Source organism: Thiospirochaeta perfilievii, assembly GCF_008329945.1.
Lineage (GTDB): Bacteria > Spirochaetota > Spirochaetia > DSM-2461 > DSM-2461 > Thiospirochaeta > Thiospirochaeta perfilievii.
Genome location: NZ_CP035807.1, coordinates 34428 through 59980, shown reverse-complemented (window position 1 = coordinate 59980; position 25553 = coordinate 34428). Strand labels below are relative to the sequence as shown.

26 protein-coding genes are annotated in these 25553 nt (G+C 31.3%); 18 read left to right on the top strand and 8 right to left on the bottom strand.

Translation table 11 applies throughout. From position 1 onward, the window contains the following. Positions 1 to 29: 29 nt before the first annotated feature. Both EW093_RS00280 and EW093_RS00275 read left to right on the top strand, forming a co-directional pair. On the top strand, positions 30 to 1544 hold the full coding sequence (locus tag EW093_RS00280; RefSeq protein WP_149566462.1) for a YifB family Mg chelatase-like AAA ATPase: 1515 nt from the start codon (positions 30 to 32) through the stop codon (positions 1542 to 1544). An 83-nt stretch (positions 1545 to 1627) separates the two neighbouring features. Continuing rightward, on the top strand, positions 1628 to 1903 hold the full coding sequence (locus EW093_RS00275; RefSeq protein WP_149566461.1) for an NADH-quinone oxidoreductase subunit NuoE family protein: 276 nt from the start codon (positions 1628 to 1630) through the stop codon (positions 1901 to 1903). Here EW093_RS00275 and EW093_RS00270 read toward each other — a convergent pair. Then, positions 1892 to 3448, bottom strand: coding sequence for a motility associated factor glycosyltransferase family protein (locus EW093_RS00270; protein WP_149566460.1), 1557 nt, complete (start codon positions 3446 to 3448; stop codon positions 1892 to 1894). The genes EW093_RS00275 and EW093_RS00270 overlap by 12 nt on opposite strands. Before the next feature lie 5 nt (positions 3449 to 3453). Beyond that, positions 3454 to 4911 (bottom strand): SurA N-terminal domain-containing protein, encoded by a 1458-nt coding sequence (locus EW093_RS00265; protein WP_149566459.1) that lies wholly within the window; start codon positions 4909 to 4911, stop codon positions 3454 to 3456. 174 nt (positions 4912 to 5085) lie between these two features. Here EW093_RS00265 and EW093_RS00260 point away from each other — a divergent pair, with 174 nt between their 5' ends. After that, positions 5086 to 6726, top strand: a complete 1641-nt coding sequence (locus tag EW093_RS00260; protein WP_149566458.1) for an ABC-F family ATP-binding cassette domain-containing protein — start codon at positions 5086 to 5088, stop codon at positions 6724 to 6726. A gap of 44 nt (positions 6727 to 6770) precedes the next feature. On the opposite strand, the gene EW093_RS00255 is transcribed toward EW093_RS00260, so the two are convergent. After that, on the bottom strand, positions 6771 to 8984 hold the full coding sequence (locus tag EW093_RS00255) for a DUF3160 domain-containing protein (protein ID WP_149566457.1): 2214 nt from the start codon (positions 8982 to 8984) through the stop codon (positions 6771 to 6773). 160 nt (positions 8985 to 9144) lie between these two features. Between EW093_RS00255 and EW093_RS00250 the strand changes: the two genes are divergently transcribed. The 7 genes from EW093_RS00250 to EW093_RS00225 all read left to right on the top strand — a co-directional run bounded on the left by EW093_RS00250 (position 9145) and on the right by EW093_RS00225 (position 14490). Next, positions 9145 to 9402: a (2Fe-2S) ferredoxin domain-containing protein gene (locus EW093_RS00250; protein ID WP_149566456.1), complete on the top strand. Its 258-nt coding sequence runs from the start codon at positions 9145 to 9147 to the stop codon at positions 9400 to 9402. Beyond that, positions 9395 to 11083: a [Fe-Fe] hydrogenase large subunit C-terminal domain-containing protein gene (locus tag EW093_RS00245; RefSeq protein ID WP_187759761.1), complete on the top strand. Its 1689-nt coding sequence runs from the start codon at positions 9395 to 9397 to the stop codon at positions 11081 to 11083. Before EW093_RS00250 ends, EW093_RS00245 begins: the two co-directional genes overlap by 8 nt. Beyond that, a complete protein-coding gene (locus tag EW093_RS17565; RefSeq protein ID WP_246745057.1) occupies positions 11067 to 11705 on the top strand; it encodes a SpoIIE family protein phosphatase in 639 nt (212 codons plus the stop codon). The genes EW093_RS00245 and EW093_RS17565 overlap by 17 nt, the downstream gene beginning before the upstream one ends. Before the next feature lie 68 nt (positions 11706 to 11773). After that, complete coding sequence (locus EW093_RS17560; protein ID WP_246745056.1) at positions 11774 to 12250, top strand: hypothetical protein; 477 nt, start codon at positions 11774 to 11776, stop codon at positions 12248 to 12250. Positions 12251 to 12264: 14 nt separating this feature from the next. After that, positions 12265 to 12501, top strand: coding sequence for an NAD(P)H-dependent oxidoreductase subunit E (locus EW093_RS00235; protein ID WP_149566454.1), 237 nt, complete (start codon positions 12265 to 12267; stop codon positions 12499 to 12501). After that, positions 12491 to 13897 carry a monomeric [FeFe] hydrogenase gene (locus EW093_RS00230; protein ID WP_149566453.1) on the top strand — a complete coding sequence of 469 codons (1407 nt, stop codon included), beginning with the start codon at positions 12491 to 12493 and terminating at the stop codon, positions 13895 to 13897. Before EW093_RS00235 ends, EW093_RS00230 begins: the two co-directional genes overlap by 11 nt. Further along, the gene (locus tag EW093_RS00225) at positions 13882 to 14490 is read left to right on the top strand and encodes a winged-helix domain-containing protein (RefSeq protein WP_149566452.1); all 609 of its coding nucleotides are present in this window, start codon (positions 13882 to 13884) and stop codon (positions 14488 to 14490) included. Before EW093_RS00230 ends, EW093_RS00225 begins: the two co-directional genes overlap by 16 nt. 13 nt (positions 14491 to 14503) lie before the next feature. Here EW093_RS00225 and EW093_RS00220 read toward each other — a convergent pair whose 3' ends face one another. From EW093_RS00220 to EW093_RS00210, 3 genes are read right to left on the bottom strand one after another with little or no spacing between them, the layout of a single operon-like run. Continuing rightward, a complete protein-coding gene (locus EW093_RS00220) occupies positions 14504 to 16609 on the bottom strand; it encodes a CHASE2 domain-containing protein (RefSeq protein ID WP_149566451.1) in 2106 nt (701 codons plus the stop codon). Beyond that, entirely contained in the window at positions 16609 to 17496 is an 888-nt protein-coding gene (locus EW093_RS00215) for a M48 family metalloprotease (RefSeq protein ID WP_149566450.1), read from the bottom strand. The genes EW093_RS00220 and EW093_RS00215 overlap by 1 nt, the downstream gene beginning before the upstream one ends. Beyond that, positions 17496 to 17972 carry an SH3 domain-containing protein gene (locus EW093_RS00210; protein WP_149566449.1) on the bottom strand — a complete coding sequence of 159 codons (477 nt, stop codon included), beginning with the start codon at positions 17970 to 17972 and terminating at the stop codon, positions 17496 to 17498. Before EW093_RS00210 ends, EW093_RS00215 begins: the two co-directional genes overlap by 1 nt. A 178-nt stretch (positions 17973 to 18150) precedes the next feature. On the opposite strand from EW093_RS00210, the gene EW093_RS00205 reads away from it, so the two are divergent. From EW093_RS00205 to EW093_RS00170, 8 genes are read left to right on the top strand one after another with little or no spacing between them, the layout of a single operon-like run. After that, positions 18151 to 19305, top strand: coding sequence for a cytochrome ubiquinol oxidase subunit I (locus EW093_RS00205; protein WP_149566448.1), 1155 nt, complete (start codon positions 18151 to 18153; stop codon positions 19303 to 19305). Further along, positions 19302 to 20309 carry a cytochrome d ubiquinol oxidase subunit II gene (locus EW093_RS00200; RefSeq protein WP_149566447.1) on the top strand — a complete coding sequence of 336 codons (1008 nt, stop codon included), beginning with the start codon at positions 19302 to 19304 and terminating at the stop codon, positions 20307 to 20309. The genes EW093_RS00205 and EW093_RS00200 overlap by 4 nt, the downstream gene beginning before the upstream one ends. Further along, a complete protein-coding gene (locus EW093_RS00195; RefSeq protein WP_149566446.1) occupies positions 20309 to 21454 on the top strand; it encodes an RnfABCDGE type electron transport complex subunit D in 1146 nt (381 codons plus the stop codon). The genes EW093_RS00200 and EW093_RS00195 overlap by 1 nt, the downstream gene beginning before the upstream one ends. Next, on the top strand, positions 21441 to 21980 hold the full coding sequence (locus tag EW093_RS00190; protein WP_187759760.1) for an RnfABCDGE type electron transport complex subunit G: 540 nt from the start codon (positions 21441 to 21443) through the stop codon (positions 21978 to 21980). Before EW093_RS00195 ends, EW093_RS00190 begins: the two co-directional genes overlap by 14 nt. Then, positions 21977 to 22696, top strand: a complete 720-nt coding sequence (gene rsxE / locus EW093_RS00185) for an electron transport complex subunit RsxE (protein ID WP_149566444.1) — start codon at positions 21977 to 21979, stop codon at positions 22694 to 22696. The genes EW093_RS00190 and rsxE overlap by 4 nt, the downstream gene beginning before the upstream one ends. After that, positions 22689 to 23294: an electron transport complex protein RnfA gene (locus EW093_RS00180; protein WP_149566443.1), complete on the top strand. Its 606-nt coding sequence runs from the start codon at positions 22689 to 22691 to the stop codon at positions 23292 to 23294. The genes rsxE and EW093_RS00180 overlap by 8 nt, the downstream gene beginning before the upstream one ends. Next, positions 23294 to 23476, top strand: a complete 183-nt coding sequence (locus EW093_RS00175; protein ID WP_149566442.1) for a hypothetical protein — start codon at positions 23294 to 23296, stop codon at positions 23474 to 23476. Before EW093_RS00180 ends, EW093_RS00175 begins: the two co-directional genes overlap by 1 nt. Beyond that, positions 23469 to 23771, top strand: a complete 303-nt coding sequence (locus EW093_RS00170; protein ID WP_149566441.1) for a (Fe-S)-binding protein — start codon at positions 23469 to 23471, stop codon at positions 23769 to 23771. The genes EW093_RS00175 and EW093_RS00170 overlap by 8 nt, the downstream gene beginning before the upstream one ends. Here the strand turns inward: EW093_RS00170 and EW093_RS00165 are convergent. Together EW093_RS00165 and EW093_RS00160 are read right to left on the bottom strand one after the other, a co-directional pair. Then, the gene (locus EW093_RS00165) at positions 23763 to 24641 is read right to left on the bottom strand and encodes an ABC transporter permease (RefSeq protein WP_149566440.1); all 879 of its coding nucleotides are present in this window, start codon (positions 24639 to 24641) and stop codon (positions 23763 to 23765) included. The genes EW093_RS00170 and EW093_RS00165 overlap by 9 nt on opposite strands. Continuing rightward, positions 24638 to 25549 carry an ABC transporter ATP-binding protein gene (locus EW093_RS00160; RefSeq protein ID WP_149566439.1) on the bottom strand — a complete coding sequence of 304 codons (912 nt, stop codon included), beginning with the start codon at positions 25547 to 25549 and terminating at the stop codon, positions 24638 to 24640. The genes EW093_RS00165 and EW093_RS00160 overlap by 4 nt, the downstream gene beginning before the upstream one ends. Positions 25550 to 25553 lie beyond the last annotated feature (4 nt).

Genomic DNA, 25553 nt, shown 5'->3' with positions numbered 1-25553 from the left:
AAATATATTATGGATAAGGGGAGGTAGTTATGAAAATATTTAGTTACTCCTCCTCAGGTTATGATGGGGAATTAGTACAAATTGAGATTAATATTTTTACCAGATCTCTTCCTGGTATTGATATTGTAGGCCTTCCTGGTGGAGCTGTTAAAGAGTCTAAGGTTAGATTTCGCTCAGCTATATTAAATAGTGGTTTTGATTTTCCAAAAGGGAGGGTAATTATAAACATGGCCCCAGCTGGGGAGAGAAAGGAGGGGGCGTGTTTTGATCTACCCTTTGCTTGTAGAGTAATTAGTCTAGAGTTGGATAAAAATAATACAAATGATTATTTGATATTAGGAGAGTTAACTCTAGATGGTAGAGTTCGGAAGGTTAATGGTGTTTTATCTGGAATTACTAAGGCATTTGATTTTGGTATTCGTAAATTTATAATTCCAAAGGATAACTTAAAAGAGGCTATACTCCTTGGTAAGGGAGAGATCTACCCTGTAGAAAGCTTAATTGATGCATACAATGTTATATTAGGTAAATTAGATTATTTTAAAGATACTATTATTAAAAAAAAAGAAATCATTGATAATCTTGATTTTGCTGACATTATGGGACAAGAGAGTGTAAAAAGAGGGATAGAAATAGCAGTCTCAGGAGGTCACAATCTTCTTTTATTTGGACCTCCAGGAGTAGGGAAGTCTCTAGCTGTATCTAGAATACCATCAATACTTCCAGTTTTGACAAAAAATGAAGCCTTAGAAACAACAAGAATATGGTCTTTAGCAGGTAAGCTTAAAACAGAGTATGCAATTATTGATACCCCTCCAATAAGGAGACCTCACCATGGAGCTTCCTTAGAAGGAATGGTGGGGGGTGGAAAACTTAATAGACCAGGGGAGATTTCATTAGCTCATAACGGATATCTATTTTTAGATGAAATAGCAGAATATAAAACTACAATTATCCAGAGCCTTAGAGAACCATTAGAAGAGCAGAAAATAAGTTTAAATAGAGCTTCCCTATCCACATGGTTTCCTGCAAATTTCAGACTAATAGCAACCTCCAATCCCTGCCCCTGTGCTAATCTTGGGAAAGAGGATGGAATTTGTATGTGCTCTGAGAAAGAGATAAGAAGGTATTGGAAAAAGATGGGAGGGGCGATTATGGATAGAATAGATATTAGAATACCTGTTAATGCCATCTCTACAAAGGAAATGTTAGGTGTAAAGGGAAGAGACTCTAATGAGATTAGAGAGAATGTAGAGAGGGCTGTAAATATTCAAAGAGAGAGATTTAGGGATAAGGAGTATAGTTGTAATGCAAGAATTACTCCGGGAGATGTAGATAACTACTGTTTATTAAAAGATAGTACAAAGGAGGCTTTTATTTCTGGGGCTAACAAACTATCTCTATCATCTAGAGGGTGCCACTCAGTACTTAAAATTGCAAGGACAATAGCTGATCTCGATGGTTCTGCTAATATTTGTGAAAAACATATTTTAGAAGGTTTTACATACAGGAGATATGGGGATGAGGATTATTATTTTAACTAGGAGTAATATTATTGTGTATCTTAAAGGATAACTTTAAAATTATAATTATAGCGCTATATCAAAACATCTATTATATTATTAATATGGATAAAGAAAAATATAAAGAAACAAACGTTATTGGAATATGTGTTGGTGAGACATGTTCTTCAAAAAACTCAGATGATATATTATTAATGGTAACTACAATTCTTGGAGTAGGACCTGGGGAGACAACCCCAGATAAGCGATTTAGAGTCGAAACAGTCCCATGTATGGGTAAGTGTAATAGTGCTCCAAAGGTTGTTGTTAATGGAGAAGTTCTTGTAATGCAGACCGCAGAGGATTTAGGTGTTATATTATCAGATCTATTAAATTCCTAGGGAACGAATATATCTAGATATAGTGAAGTATAATCTTTTTATACTTACCTCTGTAATAATTTTAATAGGCTCAGTTTCAGGATAGTGCTCAAATAGGTAGCTTATATCAGTTAAGCTTTCAATTGCCTTTTCAATGCTTGTTGAGCCATTAAGATAACTTTTTAATTTCTTAAATGCAAATAGGATTTTATTCACTTCATCCCTGTATAAATCCCCATAATTTAACTGCTTTATATTAGAGTTATAGTTGTTAATTAAAGGGGCTTTTTTCTTATTTATTTCATTATAAACAATTGCCTTGTCTGCATGTTGTACTCCTAAAGTCATACCTGTTGTTGTTAAATCATATACTCTATTTGAGCCTAGTAATAACTCTTCTGCATGCTTAGAATACTCATATAAAATTGGGTCCGTAGTTTCGTCGTTATGTGATTTATTTTTTTTTGCAAAAGTTCCTCTTTTTAGGCAGCTGCCAAAATTATAGCCAGAGTTAATTTTATTCATTTTTATCAGTGTTGATAGATGGTAGGGAGTTCCTTTACTATGGGTTTTTCCTAACTTATATGAAAAATCTAAACCACTTAAAAAAATTGAGTTTTCTGTTATCTGCATAGCAATATAGATTGCTGTTATTCCAACAGATCCTAGGGGAGGTATAAAGTCCTGATCTGGGTTTAACTTCTTTATTTTCTCTAATAATAATGAGTTTGAAAAATTTGTTATTGTTATATATCGATTCCCACTTAAATTCCTTAAAACTGCTGGGTAGCTTGAAAGATCATAAATAATATCAATTTTTTTATCCTTAGCACCATAAAAATCTGGAAGATTGAAAAATTGCCCCTCTAACGCTACAACCGCATCTGGAGTAATATTAACTTCAAGAAGAATCTGAAGTGCAGTATCTACACAGAGTAGAAATATCTTTTCTCTAATATCTTTTAGCAGTGAAAGTGTCTGTTCAGTAGACTCACCAGCTCCAATTACAACTACAGGCTTATCTGTTTTTAAATTAGAGAAAGGTTGTGCTTTTTCAATATCTTTTAAATTTTTCAAACAGTTTTTTATCCATAACTGTCCCATCTGAGTTAGCGTATATCTATTTTTCCAGTAGTTATGTTGCTGATTTATAAGAATATTAAAAAACCTATCATAAGCTGTTTTATAAAGGGTATATCCACCATTTAATGTAACTAATTTACATCTTTTAAATTTAGATAAGTCTATTTTACTAATTATATTTAAAAAATCAAAGCCATTTGATATAGGATGTATTTCTTCCGGTCGATTTGTTAAATTTAATAGATTTGGATCAACCTCGATATTTACTATAATTGAACTCTCTGGTAATTTATTTTTTAATAGATCGTAACCATAAAAAAGTAGGGGAGAAGGCATTAAATATATGCATTTATCATCTAATTCTAATGATTCAATTATTAGTCTAGGTTGTTTTGTAGGATCAAATTTAGAGTATAAAAACTTATTTTTATATTTTAAGGATAAACCCTTACCTGTTTCAATAAGTAAGGGTTTTTCATCCATCAAGATTAGATTCCTTGATTTATTTTTAGAATTTCAAAGTATCCAGTATAAAAGTTATCTACATACTTATCAGATTTTAATATTAAATCCTCACTAACTTGGCTTTTGTAATTTAATAGAGCTCTATCCAAAGATGATAGAATAAATTCCTGTGTATTTGTATCATCAACTAACTCTTCTTTTAGTTTAAATACTGAAATAGTATCACCTAATACAATAGGTTCTGATAGTGTATCGTTTTCTAAACTAAAAAGTGTCGTAAAAAAGTTATCATTATTTACAGCCCTAGAGAATATAGAGTTTTGACTTACTCTATCAATTGAAGTTGACAATAACTGCTCACCACCAAAGTTAATTGAGAACAGACCTGTAGACTTAATCTCTTTACCTAAAGCAGCTAACTCATTACTTGTATTAGAATTAATTTTATCATAAAAGTAATCTTCAATAATACCTCTCTCAAATGAGAGCATATAAGATCTAATATTTGTAAGATCTTTGAAGTCAGGTTTAACAATCTCACTATTAAGTGTTAATAAAATTACACTTCCATCTTTTTCAACAACAACTGGTAAATCTCCAACCTTGCTGTTTAAAAGATCATCACTATTTGTAATTCCGAAAATTGATTCTAGTTCATACTCATATGTAGTTGAGCTCATCTCACCATTGCTTGTTTTAAAATTGTCAGTTGAGTATGACATTGCTAATTCACCAAAAGTGTTTTCGTTATTTTTTAGTTTATTAATAACTTCATCAGCTGTTTTCATATCTTTTACTGTAATTCTAGAAAGAGATAGTTCTGTAAACTTCTTAGGATTTGAACTAGCATAATCTAATACTAACTCATCTGGATAATCAGAGTAGTCATAAGTAATATAGTCAAAGTTTCTTTTTTTGTTACTCATTGATGAGATAAACTCTAAGTACTTACTACTTCTTTTCTGTTGGATAATAGTGTGGTACATCCAACTCTCAACCTGCATCTCTCTTTTAATGTTAACTCTAAGTTCCTGTTTTTTTGCCTCAGTTGTATTTTTAAATACAGAAGGACTAAATGAACCATTAACATTGTAATAACCAGAGTTTAATACTGCATTGTCAAGTTGTTCTTTTGTGATTAAATAACCATTGCTATTAAACTCTTCGATAGCAGCAGCTTTAGTTACAGCACGTTTATACGCAACTTGAGCTAATCGAGGATCCATTGTATCAGTACTATTGTTACTTAAAGATGCAAGTTCTTGTCTAAATGGGGTTTCTTTTAGAAAACTAAATGTTATTTTTTCGTTTCCATAAGAACCTAAAACAATATCAGATGTTTGAGATTGTCCTAATTTACTTAACGCAGGAGAAAGTACAAAACTTACTACTACAATAAGTAGAATAACTATAGATCCAATAAGAGCACCTATGTTTCTATTGTTATTTTTCTTTTTAAAATTATCAGTTTTTGAAGCCATTAAAAATAATCCTTATATTATTGTTTCAGTACAAAAAATTACCACGAAAGTATTTGGTTGTCAACAATATAGATAATAACATAAAAAATTGTTTTAAACCTATAACAGCATAGAAAGAGATTCTTTTTTTTGATATTATTCTTAAAATATTAAGTATTAAATTAGGAGTTAGTTTTGATTAGTTGTAGTAACGTGTCCCTTGCATTTGGAAAAAGATCACTTTTTAAGGATGTTAATATAAAATTCACTCCTGGTAATTGTTATGGTTTAATTGGTGCAAATGGTGCCGGTAAATCAACATTTCTTAAAGTTTTATCAGGTGAACTTGAGCATGATTCTGGAGAGATAAACATAACTCCAGGTGAAAGAATGGCTGTTTTAGCTCAAGATCATTTTGCTTATGATGAATTTACAGTATTAAACACTGTTATTATGGGTCATGAGAGACTTTACCAGGTTATGTCTGAAAAAGACGCAATATACGCTAAAGAGGATTTTAGCGATGAAGATGGAATAAAAGCAAGTGAACTAGAAGGTGAGTTTGCCGAGTTAAATGGTTGGGAAGCCGAGAGTGAGGCTGGAATTCTTTTATCTGGTCTTGGTGTTACAAATGATATGTACGATATTAAAATGAAAGATATGGATGATACTATTAAAGTTAGGGTTTTACTTGCCCAAGCTCTTTTTGGTAATCCTGATATACTTTTATTAGATGAGCCCACAAACCATTTAGACATAGAGTCTATTAAATGGTTAGAGGACTTTTTATATCGTTTTAATAATACTGTTATTGTTGTATCCCATGATAGGCACTTCTTAAATCAAGTTTGTACTCATATTGCAGATATTGATTATGGAAAAATTCAGATCTTTGTAGGAAATTATGATTTTTGGTACCAAACAAGCCAGATAATTTCTAAGCAATTAAAAGATCAAAAGAAAAAGGCTGAGGATAAGGCTGCAGAGTTAAAAACTTTTATTGCCAGGTTTAGTAGTAACGCCTCTAAAGCTAAACAAGCTACAAGTAGAAAAAAGCAGCTTGAAAAGTTAAACATTGATGATTTAAAAGCATCTTCAAGAAAATTTCCTTATGTAGCATTTAAACCATTAAGGGATGCGGGGAAGGTTATATTAGAAGTAGATAAACTAACAAAAACTATTGATGGAGAACTTATATTTGAAGATCTATCCTTCCAAGTAGGAGGGGATGATAAAATTGCCTTTGTTGGTCCTAATAACCAGGCGAAAACTGTTTTATTTCAAATTTTATCAGGTGAGTTAGAACCTGACTCTGGAGAGTTTAGATGGGGGGTGACAACTTCCCAATCCTATTTCCCAAAGGATAATACATCGTATTTTGATAAAGATATAAATATGACTGATTGGTTAAGACAGTTTTCTAAGGAACCAGATGATGCATTTATTAGGGGATTCTTAGGTAGAATGTTATTCTCTGGGGATGAGTCTTTAAAGAAAGTATCTGTTTTATCAGGTGGTGAAAAAGTTAGATGTATGTTATCTAAAATAATGTTAGAAGAGTCTAATGTTTTAATTATGGATGAACCTACAGCCCATCTTGATCTTGAGTCTATTACTTCATTAAATAATGGTTTAATTGAGTTCAAAGGTGTCTTAATGTTTAACTCCCATGACCATCAGTTTATAGAGTCCATAGCCAATAGAATTATAGAGTTTACTCCAAAGGGTATAATTGATAGAAAGAGTTCTTTTGAAGACTACCTTAATAGTGATATTGCTTCTAAAATGAGGGATGAAGCTTACTCCGACGGATCTCATAAACTTTTATCTATATAATAACTATTAACCTCCCAACTCTGGGAGGTATTTATTATTACTATCTATTTTAAATTATCTTCAGTCCAGAATGGTTGTTCTAGATTATTATCATTAACCTTATAATGGTTTATATAACCAACAGCAACTCTTTTCCCATACACTTTATCATCTAATGCAAGATAAAGCCTATATGGGCTGTCTATCCGATTTATTGTATCTCTGTCTATAAAATAACTACTGTTATCTTCCATCTCTATCTTATACAAAAGAGTAGGTATAGTAACGATATAGTCATTCATCTCTAAATCTAACTCTTTAATATTTACTTCTCTCTCTAGGATCTCTAATACTTTCATTATTATATTAGTGAGGTTCTCAAACTTTGAAATATAATCAATTGATAGACTATTTAGATCTAAATTTTCCATAATACTTGTAATTACTAAAAGATATGAGTTGTAAAAATCAATATTAGGTTCAATATAGTGGTTTGGTCTACTAAAATCTAATACATCAAAGGTAATATCAGTTGGATCAGTCATAATTTCAACATTTTCATGAGGTTTATTATCAAGGTTTTTAGACTTAATCCTTGTAAGCAGGGTGTGGGATGTAAATAGTATTTTCTGGTTCCATTTACCCTTTTCAGCAAAAAAGAAATCCCTGTTTTGTTCAAAACTAAATATAGATTTTAATAAGTTAATAGATCCTGAATATAGGGATCTGTTATCAAGTGTTATGGAGTCTTTTATATTTTCAATAACTTCCTCATACTGATTATAATATTCATTATGCACCTCTGTCTGTTTAATTAAGCTCTTAGATACACTACTGCCTATAATAGACATAAAATCTAGGGGGGTATAATATTTTATGTTGTTTATTCTATTACTTATTTCATCATCATAGTTAAAAGCTCTTCCAAAAAATCTAAAGTTTTCATTGTAGAGTTTATGGGAAATAATAAAGTCATCCATATTTGATTTGTTATCAATCCAGCTAGGAAAAATAGAGAAGATATAGTCATCTATAAATTGTGTAGTACCATTAAAATCTAAGTCTTTACTATCCCCTAATAGATATCTAATATCCCTATTAATGTTCTGCCATAATAGTCGTAGATCACTGTTCTCATAAACTATTTTATTAACTAACATTAAGTTCTCTGGTTTTAAGCTACTATTTAATAACCAGATTATAGATTTGGAGAATTTACTCTCCCTCTCAAATAGGGTGTAATCGAAACTATTACCTAGAATTGGGGATGTAGTTTTACTTTTTTTACTCTCAATTAAGTTTAATTCATCCTTGATTATTTGCTTCTTAACTTCTGACATATCTAAAGTAATAAGAAGGGTTGTAAGTTCAAAAAGGTTAAGTGTAGAGTTTAGTAGATTTGTATAGTTATTATGTAGTTTATCATCCTGACTCTCATATTCCTTTAAAACTCTAATAAACATACGACTTAACTCTAATATTTGGGGGTCTAAAACCTCTTTGCTATAAACATAGGTTAGATTATCAATTATGTTAAAAAGTGTTGTAGAAAAGAGATCTGTTGTAATAAATGTAATATTTGATCTATCTTTTAGGTCCTCTTTGTAATGATTTAGAATAGACTTCTCTGTATCTAATTTCTGGAAATCAACTCTATTTATCGATAAGTTATTTAAGGTTTTATTGGATAAATTATAACTTCCACTATAGGGTATAAAAGTTTCTGAGCTTATCTCTTTTGTATAATAATAAGAAAGTTTTTGAGCATCTAATTTATTATTTATATCCCCATGTAAGTTAGCACCCCAAACAATATAGGGTTCACTATTATACTCTGTTAAGTAAAAATAGTTTGTATCTCCCTTAAATTTAAAATAGTTTTCTAAAATTGTATCTTCTAACATTATTGTCTTTTTTATTGGAAGTATTGTTCCTATCTCTATTGTTAACTCTTCTTCTAGGTTTTTTATATCATCCTTATTATATATGTCAATATTTTTATATAAAACAGTTTTCTTATTGGCTACAACTGCATAGTGATCTGATTCAAAATTTACTTCATCAAATTCACCCCACTCAATTTCCTCATTTATAATATTTAAACTTAAGGGTTTTTTATCGATTTCAGGGCTCTCTTCTTTCTCTTCAATTATTTCTGGCTCTTCTATTGTTGGTATTGTTACTTCTATAATCTCTTTATTGATATCACTTTTACTATTTGAGCAAGAAAATAGTAGTAGAACTAAACTATAGAAAAATATCACTTTAATTTTATTCATTATAAATTCTCCATTTTTTATAATATACTATGTAATCCTAAAAGACAGCAACCTTTCTGTACCGTGTAATATTTATAGATAAAATATATCTATAAATATTTATCTTTTGTTGACAAGTATTGATAAAATTTTATAGAATAAAACAGGAAAGAGGATAATTATGGTTAATAGTGAAATAAAGCTTTGTATGGGAAGTTCATGTTTCTCCAGGGGAAATAGCGATAATTTACAAAAAATACAGAACTTTATCGAAGAAAATAGTGTTAAATGGGATATAAAACTAGTTGGAAGTCTTTGTAGTGGTGAGTGTAAAACAGGACCAAATATAACAGTTAACGGTGTTTTGTACCAAAATGTAACCAATGATGTAGTTGATGAACTATTAAATAAACTGATTAAGGATGAAGATCATGTCTAAACTTAATCCAATTTATACAGAGATTACTGAGTGTAATGATTGTAATAAGTGTATTAGAGAGTGCCCAGTAAAAAGTATTAAGGTCAAATCTGGCCACGCTTTTATTGAGCCTGATCTATGCATTCTATGTGGACACTGTACTAGAGTCTGTCCTAGAGGGGCTAAGAAAGTCAGAAATGATTTAGATTATGTTAAATCCTACTTAAAGGAAAATCCTAATCAGAGGGTTATAGCTTCTGTTGCACCCTCGTATCTATCTGAATACCCTGGAGTTACTTTTGAGAAGTTAAATACACTATTTAAAAAACTAGGCTTTTATAGGGCGGAAGAGACAGCTATAGGCGCCCAAATTGTCTCTAGATATATAGATAACAACTTATTAGAAGGTGTTACAATATCCAGTGCCTGTCCAGTAACTCTATCCTATATTAAAAAGTATAGGACAGAACTATCTAAGAGTATATTAAATGTAGACTCTCCTCTTCTTGCCCATTGTAAAGAGTTAAAATCTAAAGAAGATTGTAAAATAGTCTTTTTTGGACCCTGTATAGGAAAAAAATCAGAGGCTGATAATAATCCAGAGCTATTACTTAGTGCTTTAACATTTAAAGATTTAAATAAGTGGACAGAGGATGAAGAGATAATTTTAGAAGACTTGGAAGAGAGTTTCGTTCCAAAAAGAGGAACTAATGGCTCTTTTTATCCTATAGAAGGGGGAATGATAAAGAGTTTTAAGAGTAAAAATGATCTAAGATTTAGTTATTCTGGAATAGACTCTATTGTTAACTCTTTAGATGGTATAAGTTCACATGATAAAAACCTATCTGGTAGTTTTTTTGAGTTATTGGCATGTGATGGGGGGTGTATTAATGGTCCTGGTGCAAGTTGTCATAGTCAAACCGCTTTAAAAACTATAAAGGTTCTCGAAGGTGCATCCAATAAACAAGAAAACGCTAAGAGAGATGTCTCAATTGTTAGGGATTGGAGGGTTGATGCTATTACTCAACTAAATTTCTCAGAAGAAGAAATTCGTAATGTAATGAGAAGTGTAGGTAAGGTTAAAATTGAGGATGAAATAAATTGTGGTGCCTGTGGTTACTCAACTTGTAGAGAGTTTGCCTTAGCACTTTTAGAAGGAAAGGCCGAGACTAATATGTGCCTAAATTATCTAAGGAAATTATCTGAACAAAAGGCTAACGCTCTTATTCATACAATGCCCTCTGGGGTAATCATGGTTGATAATAACTTAAAGATAATTGAGAGTAACAGCGCCTTTGCATCTCTAATGGGTGAGGATTGTTCTACTATTTACAAAATAAATGAGGGATTAAATGGAGTCTCTCTAGATAAGATCCTTCCCCAGTTTAGACAGTTTTCCCAGTGTTTAAAAAGTGGGGCAAACTCTGAATCTATTATTAGAGTAAAGGATAAAATCATTAAATGTATTGTTTATCCTGTTGTTGACTATCTAGTTGTTGGAGGAATTTTTAGAGATATAACTGAAACAAGATCTCAAAGAGAGAAAATAATATCAAAAGCACAGGAAGTTTTAACAAAAAATGTTTCTACAGTACAGCAAATTGCTTTTTTATTAGGTGAAAATGCCGCTGATAGTGAAGTTATGCTGAATTCAATTATTGAATCCTTTGGAAAGGTGGATGATGATGAATCCAGCCTCTAGTTTTATTGAAGTTGTACATAAACAGATATGCAAAAAGGGACAATCTGCTGTAGGAGATACCATATTATCAAAGAAGGACCAAAAAACAGGTAGAGTTGTTACTGTTTTATCCGACGGTTTAGGTAGTGGTATTAAGGCCAGTGTATTATCTACTTTAACAGCAAAAATGGCTCTAAATACAATTGAAGCCGGTGTGTCTGGAGTTAAAGTGGCAGAAACCATATGTGCAACACTTCCTATTTGTAGTAATAGAAAAATAAGTTATGCAACATTTACAATTGTAGATATCTCAAAGGATAACTATACCCATATTATTGAGTATGATAATCCTAAATATCTACACTTTAGGGGAAGTAACATACTTAGTTGGTCCAGGGAAAAAACCCAGTTTAAAAGTGGAGCAAGTAGGAGAAATAGTCTCTATTTTTCCCAGTTCAGTACAGAGCCTGGGGATAGAATTATCTTTTTCTCCGATGGTGTAAGTCAATCTGGATTAGGTTCAAGAAAATATCCCCTAGGGTATGGAGATAGTGTTATAGGTTATATAGAATCACTAATAAAAGAAAAAGAGGATATATCCGCTAGCTCCTTAGCGGATAAAATCACAAAAAAGCTCTATTAAATGATAATTTTCATTCGAAGGATGATATATCCTGTGTTGTTATTTATTTTAGGAAACCTAGACTCGCTATGCTTGTAACAGGACCTCCTGTGGATCCTAAAAGAGATAGAACTTTAGCTTCAAGGGTTACATCATTTAAGGGTAAAAAAATTATATGTGGTGGAACTACAGCCAATATTTTAGCCAGAGAGTGGGGTAAGGAGATCTCTGTACCATTAACAAATATTGATAGATCCATGCCCCCTATGGGAATTATGGACGGTATTGATCTGATAAGTGAGGGGATTATTACCTTGGGTAAGGTTTCGGAGTTTCTTGATACAGAAATACCAGAGGATTGTAACTCTAGAAACCCCGCATTATTAATTGTTAAAGAACTTCTTAACAGAGATAAAATAACATTCCTTATAGGGACTAAAATAAATGATGCCCACCAGGATCCTAACATGCCTGTTGAGTTAGAAATAAGAAGGAATATTGTAAAAAAAATTAGTCGGCTCTTAAAGGATAAGTATCTAAAAGAGACAGAATTAATATTTGTTTAAGTAAGGAGATTATTATGATAAAAGTCAAGGTTTGTTGTGGAACAAGTTGTTATATTATGGGGGCATCAGAACTAATAGAGATGGATATGAATAAGTTTAAGAGTGTGGAATTAGAGGGGACAACATGTATGAACCTTTGTCAAGACATAGATAAAAGACCTCCATATATAAAAATAAATGGGAAAGTCTATTCTGAGGTTACACCCAAAAAATTAACAGAACTTTTAGAGGGGGAGTTCTATGATTTATAATAACGCTATTCAGATTAAAAGAGACATATTATATAGAACTTCATTGGCTCTACTGAATTCTGATCTTGATAGGTTAAATAGAATTCCCGTAGAAGCAGCTCCAAGAAATCTAGAAAATATCAGATGTTGTATTCATAAGGATAGAGCAGTTATTAAATATAGGGTAATGGCTGCTCTTGGGTACTCTATTGAAGATGAAATTGATGAGATTGAACAGTTATCATCCTACGCTTCTAGGATCGATGTTTATAATAAGGCTGATAAAAGAATTCTAACAGTTATTAAGGATGCATGTAGAAGTTGTAAATTAGGGCATCACTATATTTCCGATGTATGTGTTGGTTGCGTTGCAAGACCCTGTACAACTATATGTCCAAAAAATGCCATAAAGGTCATAAATGGTAGGTCTGTTATAGATAAGGGGCTTTGTATAGATTGTGGAAAGTGTACTACTGTTTGTCCATATAATGCGATAGTTAAGGTGCCTGTACCCTGTGAGATATCTTGCCCAGTTGATGCACTTAAAAAAAATAGAGAAAATATTGCAGAGATTGACCTTAATAAATGTATTAGTTGTGGACGTTGTTTAAAAAGTTGCCCCTTTGGAGCAATAACAGAGAAGAGTCAAATACCATATATTATTAGTGAGTTAAAAAATGGCAGTAAAATTAATGCTTTAATAGCTCCTTCAATTATTGGTCAATTCCCAGGTGAATTATCACAAATTAAATTAGGAATTAAAAAACTTGGGTTCCATGATGTAATTGATGTGGCTGAATCTGCAAGTATTGTAGCCCAAAAAGAGGCAAAGGAGTTTATAGATAAGGATTGTATAATGACTTCATCATGTTGCCCATCCTATATGGAGTGTGTAGACAAACATCTGCAAAATATGAAAAGTAATGTTTCACATACAGAATCCCCTATGATACTATGTGGAAAGAGTATAAAAGATAGTGATGATAAAGTTATAAACGTTTTTATAGGACCCTGTCTTGCTAAAAAGGTTGAGGCTAGTAAAAGTGATTTAATAGACTATGTTCTTACATTTGAGGAGTTAGGAGCACTATTTATGGCTAAAAATATAGATGTTTTATCCCTTAAATCTAATGAAAGCTCTATTAATAAAAGTGGATATAGGTTTGCTTCCTCTGGTGGTGTTTTAACTGGGGTTAGTCATGGTGTTAGAGATTATGGGGTCTGGATCAAAGGTGAAGCTCTAAATGGTTTATCAAAAAAATCCATAAAGAAATTAAAGGTTTTTAATAAAATACCCCATGGATTTGATTTTTTGGAAGTTATGGCTTGTGAAGGAGGCTGTATTAATGGCCCAGGTGTCATAGTCTCTCCAGATATTAGCAAAAAGAAACTAGAGGAAATATGCAAAAACAGATAAAAATACCACTTCCCACTCTTAAAAGGTACTCTAAGTATCTAATGGTTCTAGAGTCTATAAGTGATACATGGGTCTCAACAACTCTTTTAAACTTATATACAGACTCACTACCTATTACAATAAGAAAGGATTTGGCATATTTATCTATAAAGGGTACCCCTCAAAAAGGGTATCCTAGGGTTAAGTTAATAAAAAAAATTGAAAAAATTATTAGAGGAGAGACTACTAGGGATTTAATACTTATCGGATCTTGGGGATTAGGGGATATTATACTAAAACAACCTAAAATATATTTAAAAGAGTATAACCTACGGGTTTGTTTTGACTATGTGGATAATAAGATTGATGGTCTAATTCCAATTTATCCCATGGAGAGATTAAAGGACCTAATTCCTAGATTAGGTATAAAAACTGCTATTTTTAGTATTAATAGTGATAAATCAGATAAGGTTCTCTCGATCTTAAAAGAAACAGGAATAAAGGGGATAATAAATATTAATCAATCAATAATAAGTGTTGATGATTCGGTTAAAATCATCAACTACTCATTAATAAATAGTGTTCATGAGTTAATTGGACACATTGAGTCTTAAAATATTTTTGAAACTATTTTTCTGTCAAAGTAAGGGTTCCATCCCACTTCTCTTGGTTACTGTTTTTTATCCTGTTTATCATAGTTATATATTTTTGGGAAACAGGATCTGAAGGTATTTCAGAAAAATTATCAATAGCTTCATTAAAATTAGAGTTGTAAAAATGATTTAAACCAATTAAAAAACGGTCATATATTTTATCATTATAATCCTCTTTTAACATAGGTTCATATACAGTAATGCTTTCACGTTTTCCTACAACCCGAACCTTTCCTAACTCTCTTACAGGAAAAACACTATTTAACCTGTTATAGGTTGATTTACTAATCATGGTATATGTTCCAAACTGTTTATTAACACCTTCTAGTCTAGCTGCTAAATTTACAGAGTCTCCTAACATTGTATAATCAAATCTAGTATTTGAACCCATATTTCCAACAATAGCATCACCTGTATTTATACCTATTCTCATTTTCATTATATGTCCTGTTGTCTCCTTAAAATATGGACGTAACTCTTCTAATTTTTTTTGACATCTAAGGGCTGCTCTAACTGCTCTAATTGCATGGTCATGGTAATCAATTGGTGCATTCCAAAATGCAATTATTGCATCTCCCTCATACTTATCAATAGTTCCTCCCTCATCTAAAATAATATCTGTCATTGCTGTTAAGTACTCATTTATTAGTTTTGTTAAATCCTCAGGACTTAAACCTTCTGAAATTGTAGTAAAACCTTCTAAGTCAGAAAAAAATATAGATAACTCTTTTTTCTCACCTCCAAGTTTTAGTTTACCAGGATCTTTTAGAATGTTTTCAATATAATCAGGTGAGAGGTATTGTCTAAAAACACTTTTAATAAATCTTTTTTGTTTTCCTTCTGTTGCTAAATTAAAGATACCTGAAGTCGTAAGTGTTATTAAAATCGATATTTCAGTATAAAATAGAGGGTACCAAATATTATTAACATAGAGAATTATAGATAAAACAATTGTACTACCAATAAATACCAGATAAAAAAATATTCCTTTTTTTATATCCTGATATTTTGTATATAAAAATCCTGCTATGGAACAAAGAAGTAGAGTTAGTAATATTGATAAAAATATATTAAATTCAGAAATAAAGTCATCTGTTAGTAGATTATCAAGCATTGTTGCATGAATTTCTACTCCAGTCTCTTTCCCAGATATTGGAGTTGCTCGTAAGTCTAATAGACCTGCAGCCTTATAACCAAAGAGAACATGGGAATCCTTAAATATTGATAAATCTATATCCGATTCCTCCCCATTTAGGTAGGAAATTTCACTATTTATAATTTTTGCTGCATTTATACTCTTATATGTTCCAGAGGGCCCTCTAAAGTTTAAAATAGCCTCACCTCTATTGTTAATAGGAATTACTTTATCATCAATTTTTAAAATACCCTTTTTAATTGAAATCTTATATTTTTTATCCATTATGTAAGAGGCTAAGGCGTGGGAAGGTATAACTTTATTATTATATAGATAGAAAAGTTGACCTCTTCTATATGTTCCATCACTATCTGGTTCAATTTTAACATTAGCTACAAATCGTGACTTGTTTAGGACTTCTGGGATGGTCTCTGTAATTGAGTTAAAAATATCAATATTTGTGCTTTTTAAATCTAGCCACTCTTTTAGACCATCAATCACAATTTCACCGGTTGGAAGGGATATATTATCCTTAGTCGGTTTGTTCATTAAGGTTGTAGATCCAATGAAAATATTACTATCTTCTATAGAGTCCCCAAATGCACTGTCGTCCCAGACTCCATGTATAGATGCTTCAGTATATAGAACATCAAAAGATATGGATTTAGCCCCAGCTCTACTAACACTATTTATTATTGTTGTTAGTACCTCCCTAGGCCAGGGCCAGGGGAGGCCTTGCTCCTGCTCTGCCCAATCTAAACTAATTTGATCAAGTAGTATTAATACCACATTATCAGAGGCCTTCTCATTATTGGATAATAGTTTAACTCTACTGTCCCATGTTAAATTTTCAAAGGAGTCTAAACTACCTGTTAACCAGAGTAGAGTGGATAGTAAAACTGATATAAATGCAATTATAATACCTCTGTATTTTTTTACTCCCACTATAAGTTCCTTAGATTCTCTATAAATCTTCTGTTAGGATCTATTTTTTTACCAAAACCATTAATATCACCCTCTTCCTTGAGGTTTTCTAATCTGTCCTCTGGGTCAGGGTGGGTTTTTGCAAAATCTAAGCCGTTGGGAGTTAGTACTTTAGACATATTTTTTAAAACTTTACTAAGAGCATAAACGTCATAACCGGTTCTTCTTAAAATATCTATTGTCATTAAGTCTGCTTCTAATTCAAACTTCCTAGAATAACCCGAATTGATTAGTGTGGAGGTTATATCCGCTAAAGAGTCTTCAAATAGGGTAGTTAGCTCTGCGACCTCTTTACTTCCAAACTCTTTTAAGGCACTACTTCCTAAAATCGTTACAAAACTAGTTACTCTTGATTTTTTAATAGCCTCTAAACCGTGTTGTAATACTACATGGCTTATCTCATGGGCTATAATTGCAGCTAGTTCATCCTCATTTTCTGTTAGTTTTATTAAACCTTTAGATATAAATATATGACCACTTGGTGCAGCAAATGCGTTTATTTCATCACTATCTAATATTAGAATATGATAACCTCCAAAGGTTTCAGGCCTAGAGGAGTTTAGGGATAATAATTGTCCAATTTTGTTTAAATACTCTGTAGATTTAGTATCATTATATACTGAGTATTGGGATAATATTATTGCTCCTAATGATCTACCTATATAATACTCCTCCGATGGTGTTATATCTTCAGCAGCCTTTGCTCCAGCCTCAGCTGATTTTGAAATAGAGTCAACCTGGGAGTCTGATAGGTAACCGATCTCTCCCATAAGCTCAGCTATAGGGCCAATAGTAGTACAGGAGAAAAAAAATGGAGTTAAAATAAATAGTAAGAGTACTCTTTTCATTATTCTAAACCTCCAATATTTAAATTATAACTATAAGAGAAGTCTATAAGAGATTCTATATCTACTTGATACTCTTCCATCTGATCGATCCAGTAATAATCCAAATTGTTTTGTGATTTATAGTTCTCCTCTATTTCACTATTAAAGCCTTTCCCTGCTAGGGCAACTTCGCTACCTGAAACTCTGTCTTCTATTTTACTATCACTCTTTTTAAGTATTAACTTTTTATCACTTAAGGCGGAGTTATGGATCCAACCCTTGTTACTATTAAATCCTATATAAGACCAACCGTTTTTAGTTTCGTAGATTGCTACTTCATCTGTATAGTTAAGGGTAAATAGAATTTTCCCTAAAAAACTAGGACGCTGCCTAATCTGTGCGCTCTTTACAGTTATATTTTTATATTCTAATTCATCAGAAAATATGTTTACTACACTTATTGATAAAATTAGTATTAAAATTATCCTTTTTAACATTAACTTAGCTCCTTATATATTATAAATAATAATCTATTATTAAAATTATTAAACCACTATTTTCATTTATTAACAATTAGGATAAAAAAGTTAATCTACCCTTTATTAGTAGTAATTATTAAAAAAAATGTTGTAAAAATACGGTTTAGCTCCATATAATAATAGTTGGAGGATCTGTATGGTTGAAATTTTAAGTAGAATACAGTTTGCCTTTACAGTGGGATTTCACTTTTTATTTGTTCCACTTAGTATTGGCCTAATTTTTTTAGTTTGTATATATGAATATAAATATTTAAAAAGTAAAGAGGTTAAGTATAAACACTTATCTGAGTTCTACGGTGATATGTTTGTTATCAATTATGCTTTTGGAATTGTTACTGGAATAACAATGAGTCTACAGTTTGGTACTAACTGGTCTGCCTATTCTATATATATGGGGGATGTTTTTGGTGCTCCATTGGTATTTGAAGCAATGATTGCTTTTTTTCTAGAATCAACCTTTACAGGTTTATGGATATTTAAGAAGAACAAGATGTCTAATAGGTTAAGGTTTATAACTGTTCTTCTCATTTTTATTGGAACTAATTTTTCAGCTCTATGGATTATTACAGCAAATGGTTTTATGCAAAATCCTGTGGGATATGCATTAGCCGCGGATGGAAGTAGAGTTTTAGTTGAGAACTTCAAGGAGATAATATTTAATCCATACGCTTGGTATATGTTAGTTCACAATAATATTTCAGCAATTCTTCTAGGTTCATACTTTGTTCTTGGTATAGGAGCATATAGATATCTTAAGATTGATAAAGAATCACAGGAGGCTAAAACCTTTGAGTTAGGCTTCAAACCAGCTAATATCCTATTAGTGATTACATCCCTATTAATGCCTGCTGTAGGATTTTCTTACTTTAACTACATAGTTCCTATTCAATCAACAAAGATTGATGCAATTAGTGGAGGCTCTCCATTTGTTACTATAAGCTTTGGCTTAATGGTTGGACTTGGAACATTTTTCATCTTTTACTCAATATATACCCTTATATTTTTTAAAAGATTTATGAATTCTCCAGTTATGCAGAAGTTTTATCTATGGACTTTTCCCCTACCATATATAGCAATACTTGCAGGATGGATAGTTGCAGAAGTTGGACGACAGCCCTATGTTGTATACGGATTAATGTTAACTAATGATGCTGTAAGTAATGTCCCTGTAATGCAGGTATGGTTCTCACTTATTACTATCTTTGTTATGTATGCTATTTTAGCCGTTGGTTGTATTTATCTTATTAAGAAAAGAATAACCTCACCACTTGTGAAGGAGGAGTCTCTATGAATCATGAAATATTAGCTAATATTTGGTATTTTGTATTAGTTTTAGTTTGGAGTATATATTTAAGCCAAGAGATGTTTGTTACTGGGGTTGGAATGTTAAGTTTAACATTCAAAGTTGATGATATCAGTTTTAAAAAAATAAATGAGAGTGTTGGTACATTCTGGGATGGAATACAAGTCTGGTTAATAGTTGCTATAGGAGGACTATTTGCAACATTTCCAAAAGCCTATGGCCTAACCCTCCAAGCCTTATATATTCCTATCTTTCTTCTTCTTTTTTCTGTAATATTTCGTGGCACATCTATAGAATTAATTTATAAGTCAGATGATTCTAAGTGGCAAAAGTTTGTTAGTAAAATCTGGGGGATATCAAGTTTTATTCTTATATTTATAGAGGGAATATATTTAATCAACTTAATTGTTGGCCTACCAATTAAAAATCAACTAATGACCGAGAACTTTTTAACAATATTTTCTAGGGCATCCCTGTTAATGGGATTATTATTAGTTCTATCCGCAATCTCTTTAGGTTATACATGGATCAAACTTACCCTAGGAAGGGATTTCAAAATAATTTCCAAAGTATCAATTTTATGGATAAGTGGAGCGGCAGTTTTTGTTGTAGCTCTAATATTCTTATCTTTAACAAATGAGTATAAACTATTTGAAGTTGGTCTTTTTTCAACAAATAAACTACTTTGGATAATGCCTATAGCTTCAATGATTCTTTATATTCTACAATTTGTTTTCCATCTTTTAGAAAAATATGTTCTTATGTTCATATCCATAGTTTTAGGATTATCCCTAGTTTTATTTAGTGGTTTTACTGCATCTTTTCCATTTATTCTTCCTTCTACAATTAGTTTAAATGATGGTTTATTAATAGTTGATGCAGCATCTTCATTCCATACTTTAAAAATTATATCTGGTGTATCCCTTGTATTTTTACCTATAGTTATTGGGTATCAATTATGGAAATATATTAGTTTTGGGAGAAGAATATAATGAAAGTAATTCTAAATAAATTGCCAGTTTCACATCTAAAAGGTGAGCTTGATAAAACAGTTAATGATTTTATTAAGGTTTTATTTGTTTTTGCTGGTTTATCTATTATATATAATTCATTTAATGATTTAGCCTATGGGATTAAGTCTCTTTTAATATTTTTAGTTAGTACTCTTATCTGTAGAGAGACTGAGATCTTATTTGTATCTCAGAAGTTAGATATTCCAAGGTCAGAGGCTAAGGAGTCTCTGGTTACTACAAAACCTGAAATAACTGCTATAATTTATGCACTGTTGTTACCTGTAGGAACACCACTTTTTGTAGTAGCAGTTGGAGCTTTTATCAGTATATTTGTTGGGAAGATGGTTTTTGGTGGTTACTCTTTTAACGTTTTCAACCCAGCTATAATTGGTAAACTTTTTGTATCCCTATCCTGGCCTCTATTAGTTACATTAAACTTTTCTAATAGCTTTGATAACTATCTCCTTGAAATTATCTTTAAAAGAGATTTTTCTGAAGAGATTCTATCTCCATTAATGCAGTTACAGGCTAATGGTATTGTCTCTTTAAACAACATGAGCTCTATAAAAGAACTACTCTTTCTACCTAATAATGGAATGTTATTCTCTATACCATCAATCTTTTTTATATTAGCAATAATATTCTTTATTGTGCGAAAAACATTAGATCTTAAACCACTACTTTTTACTTTTGTTACAACAACTGTAATGTTAAGTGTTATAACTCTACATTTTAATCTAACTATCAATTATATCCTATTTAATATATTAGCTGGTGGGTTTTTATTTGTATCTATTTTTATGATGACAGATCCTTTTACAAAACCATTCTCTAACTATGGTTTAATGTTCTACTCTTCCATATTCTCATTAGTATTTATATTAATAAGATTTCTTGGAAAGGATGCAGACGGGGTTTTTAACGCCCTACTATTTGCCAATCTTTTTGTTCCACTACTAAATAAAAAAACTACTAGTAAAAAGCTAGGATTAAATAAGAGCAGCTTTATTAGTGGAGTTATTTTGATCTTAATACTTTTGGGATCAGGTCTGTTTGTTAATAACATTCTTGATCAGAGAATTTCTGAAAATAAAATAGTGGTGAATGAATATGTTAAAAACTAGTCTAAAGTATGGTGGTATTTTGTTTATAGCCGCATCTATTTGTGCTCTTTTTGTATCATCAGTATTTGTAATTGTTGATCCAATAATCATTGAGAGACGAATAGAGAAGGTTCGTGATAATTTAAATAGTATTTTTTCTAATACAACCTTTGAATATAAGGATATATCAGCGGAGTATGATCTAGAAAGAGTATCTAACTGTGACTCTCTATATCTAGTTAATCTAGATAATAATAGAGTTAATTATGTTTACGAGATGAGCCCTGAAGGACGTAATGATAATATAATATTTTTAATAGCCTATGATAGTGATGGTAATGTAGTAAAAATTCAGTATGTTCAGATGCGGGAGACTAAGGGCCGTGGTGATAAAATTACTAAGGATAACTACTTAGATAAAATATATAATCAGAACGCGTCTGAGATGGAAGTTGATATGATTACAGGAGCTACTTACTCCTCTAGGGCTATGAAAGAGAGTATTGAGTCAAGCTCTAAACACTTGATAAGTGAGGTTCTAAAATGAAAAATTATTCCGCAGATTTATATAGGGGGATTGTAAAGGAAAACCCTACCTTTGTTCTTTTTTTAGGAATGTGTCCAACCCTAGCATTAACAAATAATCTAAGTAATGCCATTGGTATGGGGGTAAGTGTTGTAGTTGTTTTATCTATTACTAATACACTAATCTCCTTAATAAGAAAGATAATTCCAGGGGATATACGAATTCCAGTCTACATTACAGTTATAGCATCAGTTGTTACTGTTTTAGGGATGTTAATGGAGGCATATCTACCCGCTTTATTTGAAAGTCTTGGTATCTACCTACCATTAATTGTTGTTAACTGTATTATTTTAGGTAGGGCAGAAGCATTTGCATCAACAAATGGAGTTATGGACTCCTTTATGGATGGAATTGCAAGTGGTCTTGGTTTTTTATTAGGTTTATCAACCCTTGCTTTTTTTAGGGAGTTAATAGGAACTGGAGCAGTTGAGCTTCTTAATTTTAGGATTATTGATGCAGCCCATGCACCTGTTATATTTGTTCAATCCTCAGGAGCTTTTTTAATGTTTGGTTTTATTGCATGGATGATAAATACTATTAAATTAAAAAAAGAGAAGGAAGAGAAACTTAAAAAAGCTCTACTTATAAAAGAAAAAATGGAAAAGGCTAAGCTTGCAAAGGAAGCTAAGGAAAAGTTAGAGAAAGAGAGTAGTGATAAGGTAGATAAAGATGAATAGTGTTGTAGGTTTAATATCAATTGCATTTAGTGCATTTCTAATTCAAAATATAATTTTAACTCAGTTTTTAGGTCTATGCTCATTTTTTGGAGTAGGGAATAAGGAGGAGTCAGCCCTTGGTATGGGGTTAGCGGTAACTTTTGTTATAACCCTCTCATCAATAGCAACATACTCCCTATATATATTTGTTTTAGAACCATATAATTTAGAGTTTTTATCCACCATTTCATTTATTCTTGTTGTTAGTGGCTTAGTTCAATTTGTGGAGATGGTAATTAAAAAGTACTTCCCTGGACTATATAAAAGTTTAGGGGTATATCTACCATTAATAACTACAAACTGTGCCGTTTTAGGTGTTGCACTTCTAAATATTGAGAGAATAGATCTTGATTACTCCCTAGGTATGAATTTTCTAATTATGGTTATATTTAGCTTTTTTACTGCAGCTGGATATGCATTTGTAATATATCTATTCTCTCTAATTAGAGAGCAGATAGGTAAAACACCTATACATGCAGGTTTAAAGGGTGTTCCTATTGCATTAATAACTGCCTTTGTAATGGCTTTAGCGTTTAATGGTTTTGTAGGTATGTTTTAATGAGAGTTTTTATTGGTATATTAGTAGTTCTATTTCTAATTTCCTTCTACTTTATCGGTTGGAAATTAAATAGACGTGAGAAATTACCAGAGGAGATGAAAGACTCATTTAAAAAGTGTGATGGATGTAGCAGCACTGGATGCGGTATAAATCCAAGTCAGAGAGGTGATAACGATGAATAGTATTATACTTACAGCGGTAATAGTTATAGGAGTTGTTGGACTATTAATTGGAGTTTTATTAGGAGTTGCTTCAATAATATTTGAAGTAAAAGTTGATGAGAGAGTTGTGGCAGTATATAACGCCCTACCACACTTTAACTGTGGGTCCTGTGGATACCCTGGTTGTGAAGGTATGGCTAATGGTCTAATTAGATCTGAGGTTCCTATAAGTAATTGCAAACCTTCTAAACCAGAAGGGAAGCAAAAAATAAAGGAGATTCTAGATTCATATGGTATTAAGAATAGATTAAATTAACTTAGTATTTTTTAATTTAATAATACTTAAGATATAGAAAAACAGTGCAAAAACAATTAGATATAATAACATGATTGTATCACTAATATCTGTATCATTAATTTTTATTGTTAATCCATAAATATCCGCATAATTGTCATATATATCTTCAGGAGCATTTTTAAATACTTTATTTATAGCTCCTGACATATATGTCCTACGAATTAAAGTAACACTATGTGAAGTTGGTAGAGAATTCATTACTCTCTGTATACTACTGCTTAAAACTCCTATAGGAATATAGATACCCCCTAGAAATCCAACAAATGTTCCAACAATAGTACTTAAAAGTCCAAAGGCATTTTGGCTCTTCATAAATAGACTTATATAAAAAAACATACTACTAAAAGAGATTATTGAGATTGAAAACAGACTAACTAACTGTAAGGTTTTAATAATATTAAAAAATTCCCCACCATTTAAAATAACATAGATCTGCCCAATAATAAAATTTAGAAAAACCATAATAAATGATGTAATCCAAGAACTAATTAAATAACTTAAAGCTAAAATGTTTCTATTAATTGGAGATGTATAAAAATCGACAATTTTACCATTCTCCTTATCCTTAATTAGAGTTCCAAGGGAGGCTAGTGGAACTGTTATAGTTGAAACTGTTAAAATACCAGCCATAATCCAACTACTTGTTAACCAGTTTAAACCAGGAATATCTCCAACACTCCGGGTTAGATCATTTATCTGCATATTTCCAAGGAATAGTATATACATCGCAATTATAATTATTACTGATAAAAAACTAAAAAAAACAGAAGCTTTATCCCTTAGATATAAAAGTAGATTCCTCTTAACTAATTGTATCAACATTTTCATAACTCTTTTCCTATATTTTTTCCTGTAACATTTAAAAAGACATCATCCATATTTCCCTTAATTATTTCAAACTCATTAATATAACTTCTATATTTATTTACATAAGAAATACCTTGAAAAGAGTCCTTTAATATTATATTGATTGTATCATTCATTAAATAGAACTCTGTATTATCTTTTTCTAATTCACTTATTAACTCTTTAGAGTAGAGTAGTTTTAATCTATCATTGGAGTATTTTTTTCTAAGCTCTTCACTGGAACCTACAGCTAATATACGTCCCTTATCAATAATCACTACTTTATTAGCGTCATGAACTTCTTGCATATAGTGGGTAGTTAAAAAAATTGTAATATTTCTTTTTATTCGTAATTGATTTATCAGTTCCCAAATATCTCTTCTACTTTTAGGATCTAAACCAGTAGTTGGTTCATCAAGAAATAGTATTTTGGGCCAATTTATTAGAGCTCGGGCTATATCGGCCTTCCTCTTTTGCCCCCCAGATAGTTCCCCATACTTCTGGCCATAGTAGGACTTAATTTCTAATAAAGCATTTAACTCATCAACTCTAGAATCTACTTCCTTAGAACTTAAACCATAAAATGAACCTCTAACATGTAAGTTCTCTCTTACTGTTAATAAATCGTCTAACATTGAGTTCTGAAATACTACACCGATGGTTGCTCTAATTCTATCATCATCACTACCTAAAATGTTATCAGCTACCTTTACACTACCTGAGTCAAAATTAAGCAGTGTTGAAATAATGTTTATAGTAGTACTTTTCCCAGCTCCATTTTGCCCTAAAAAAGCGAATAAAGAGTTCTCTCTAACTGTAAAAGTTAGATCTTTTACCGCCTCAATGTTTCCATACTTTTTATTAAGATTTTTTACTTCAATTATATTCATCTAA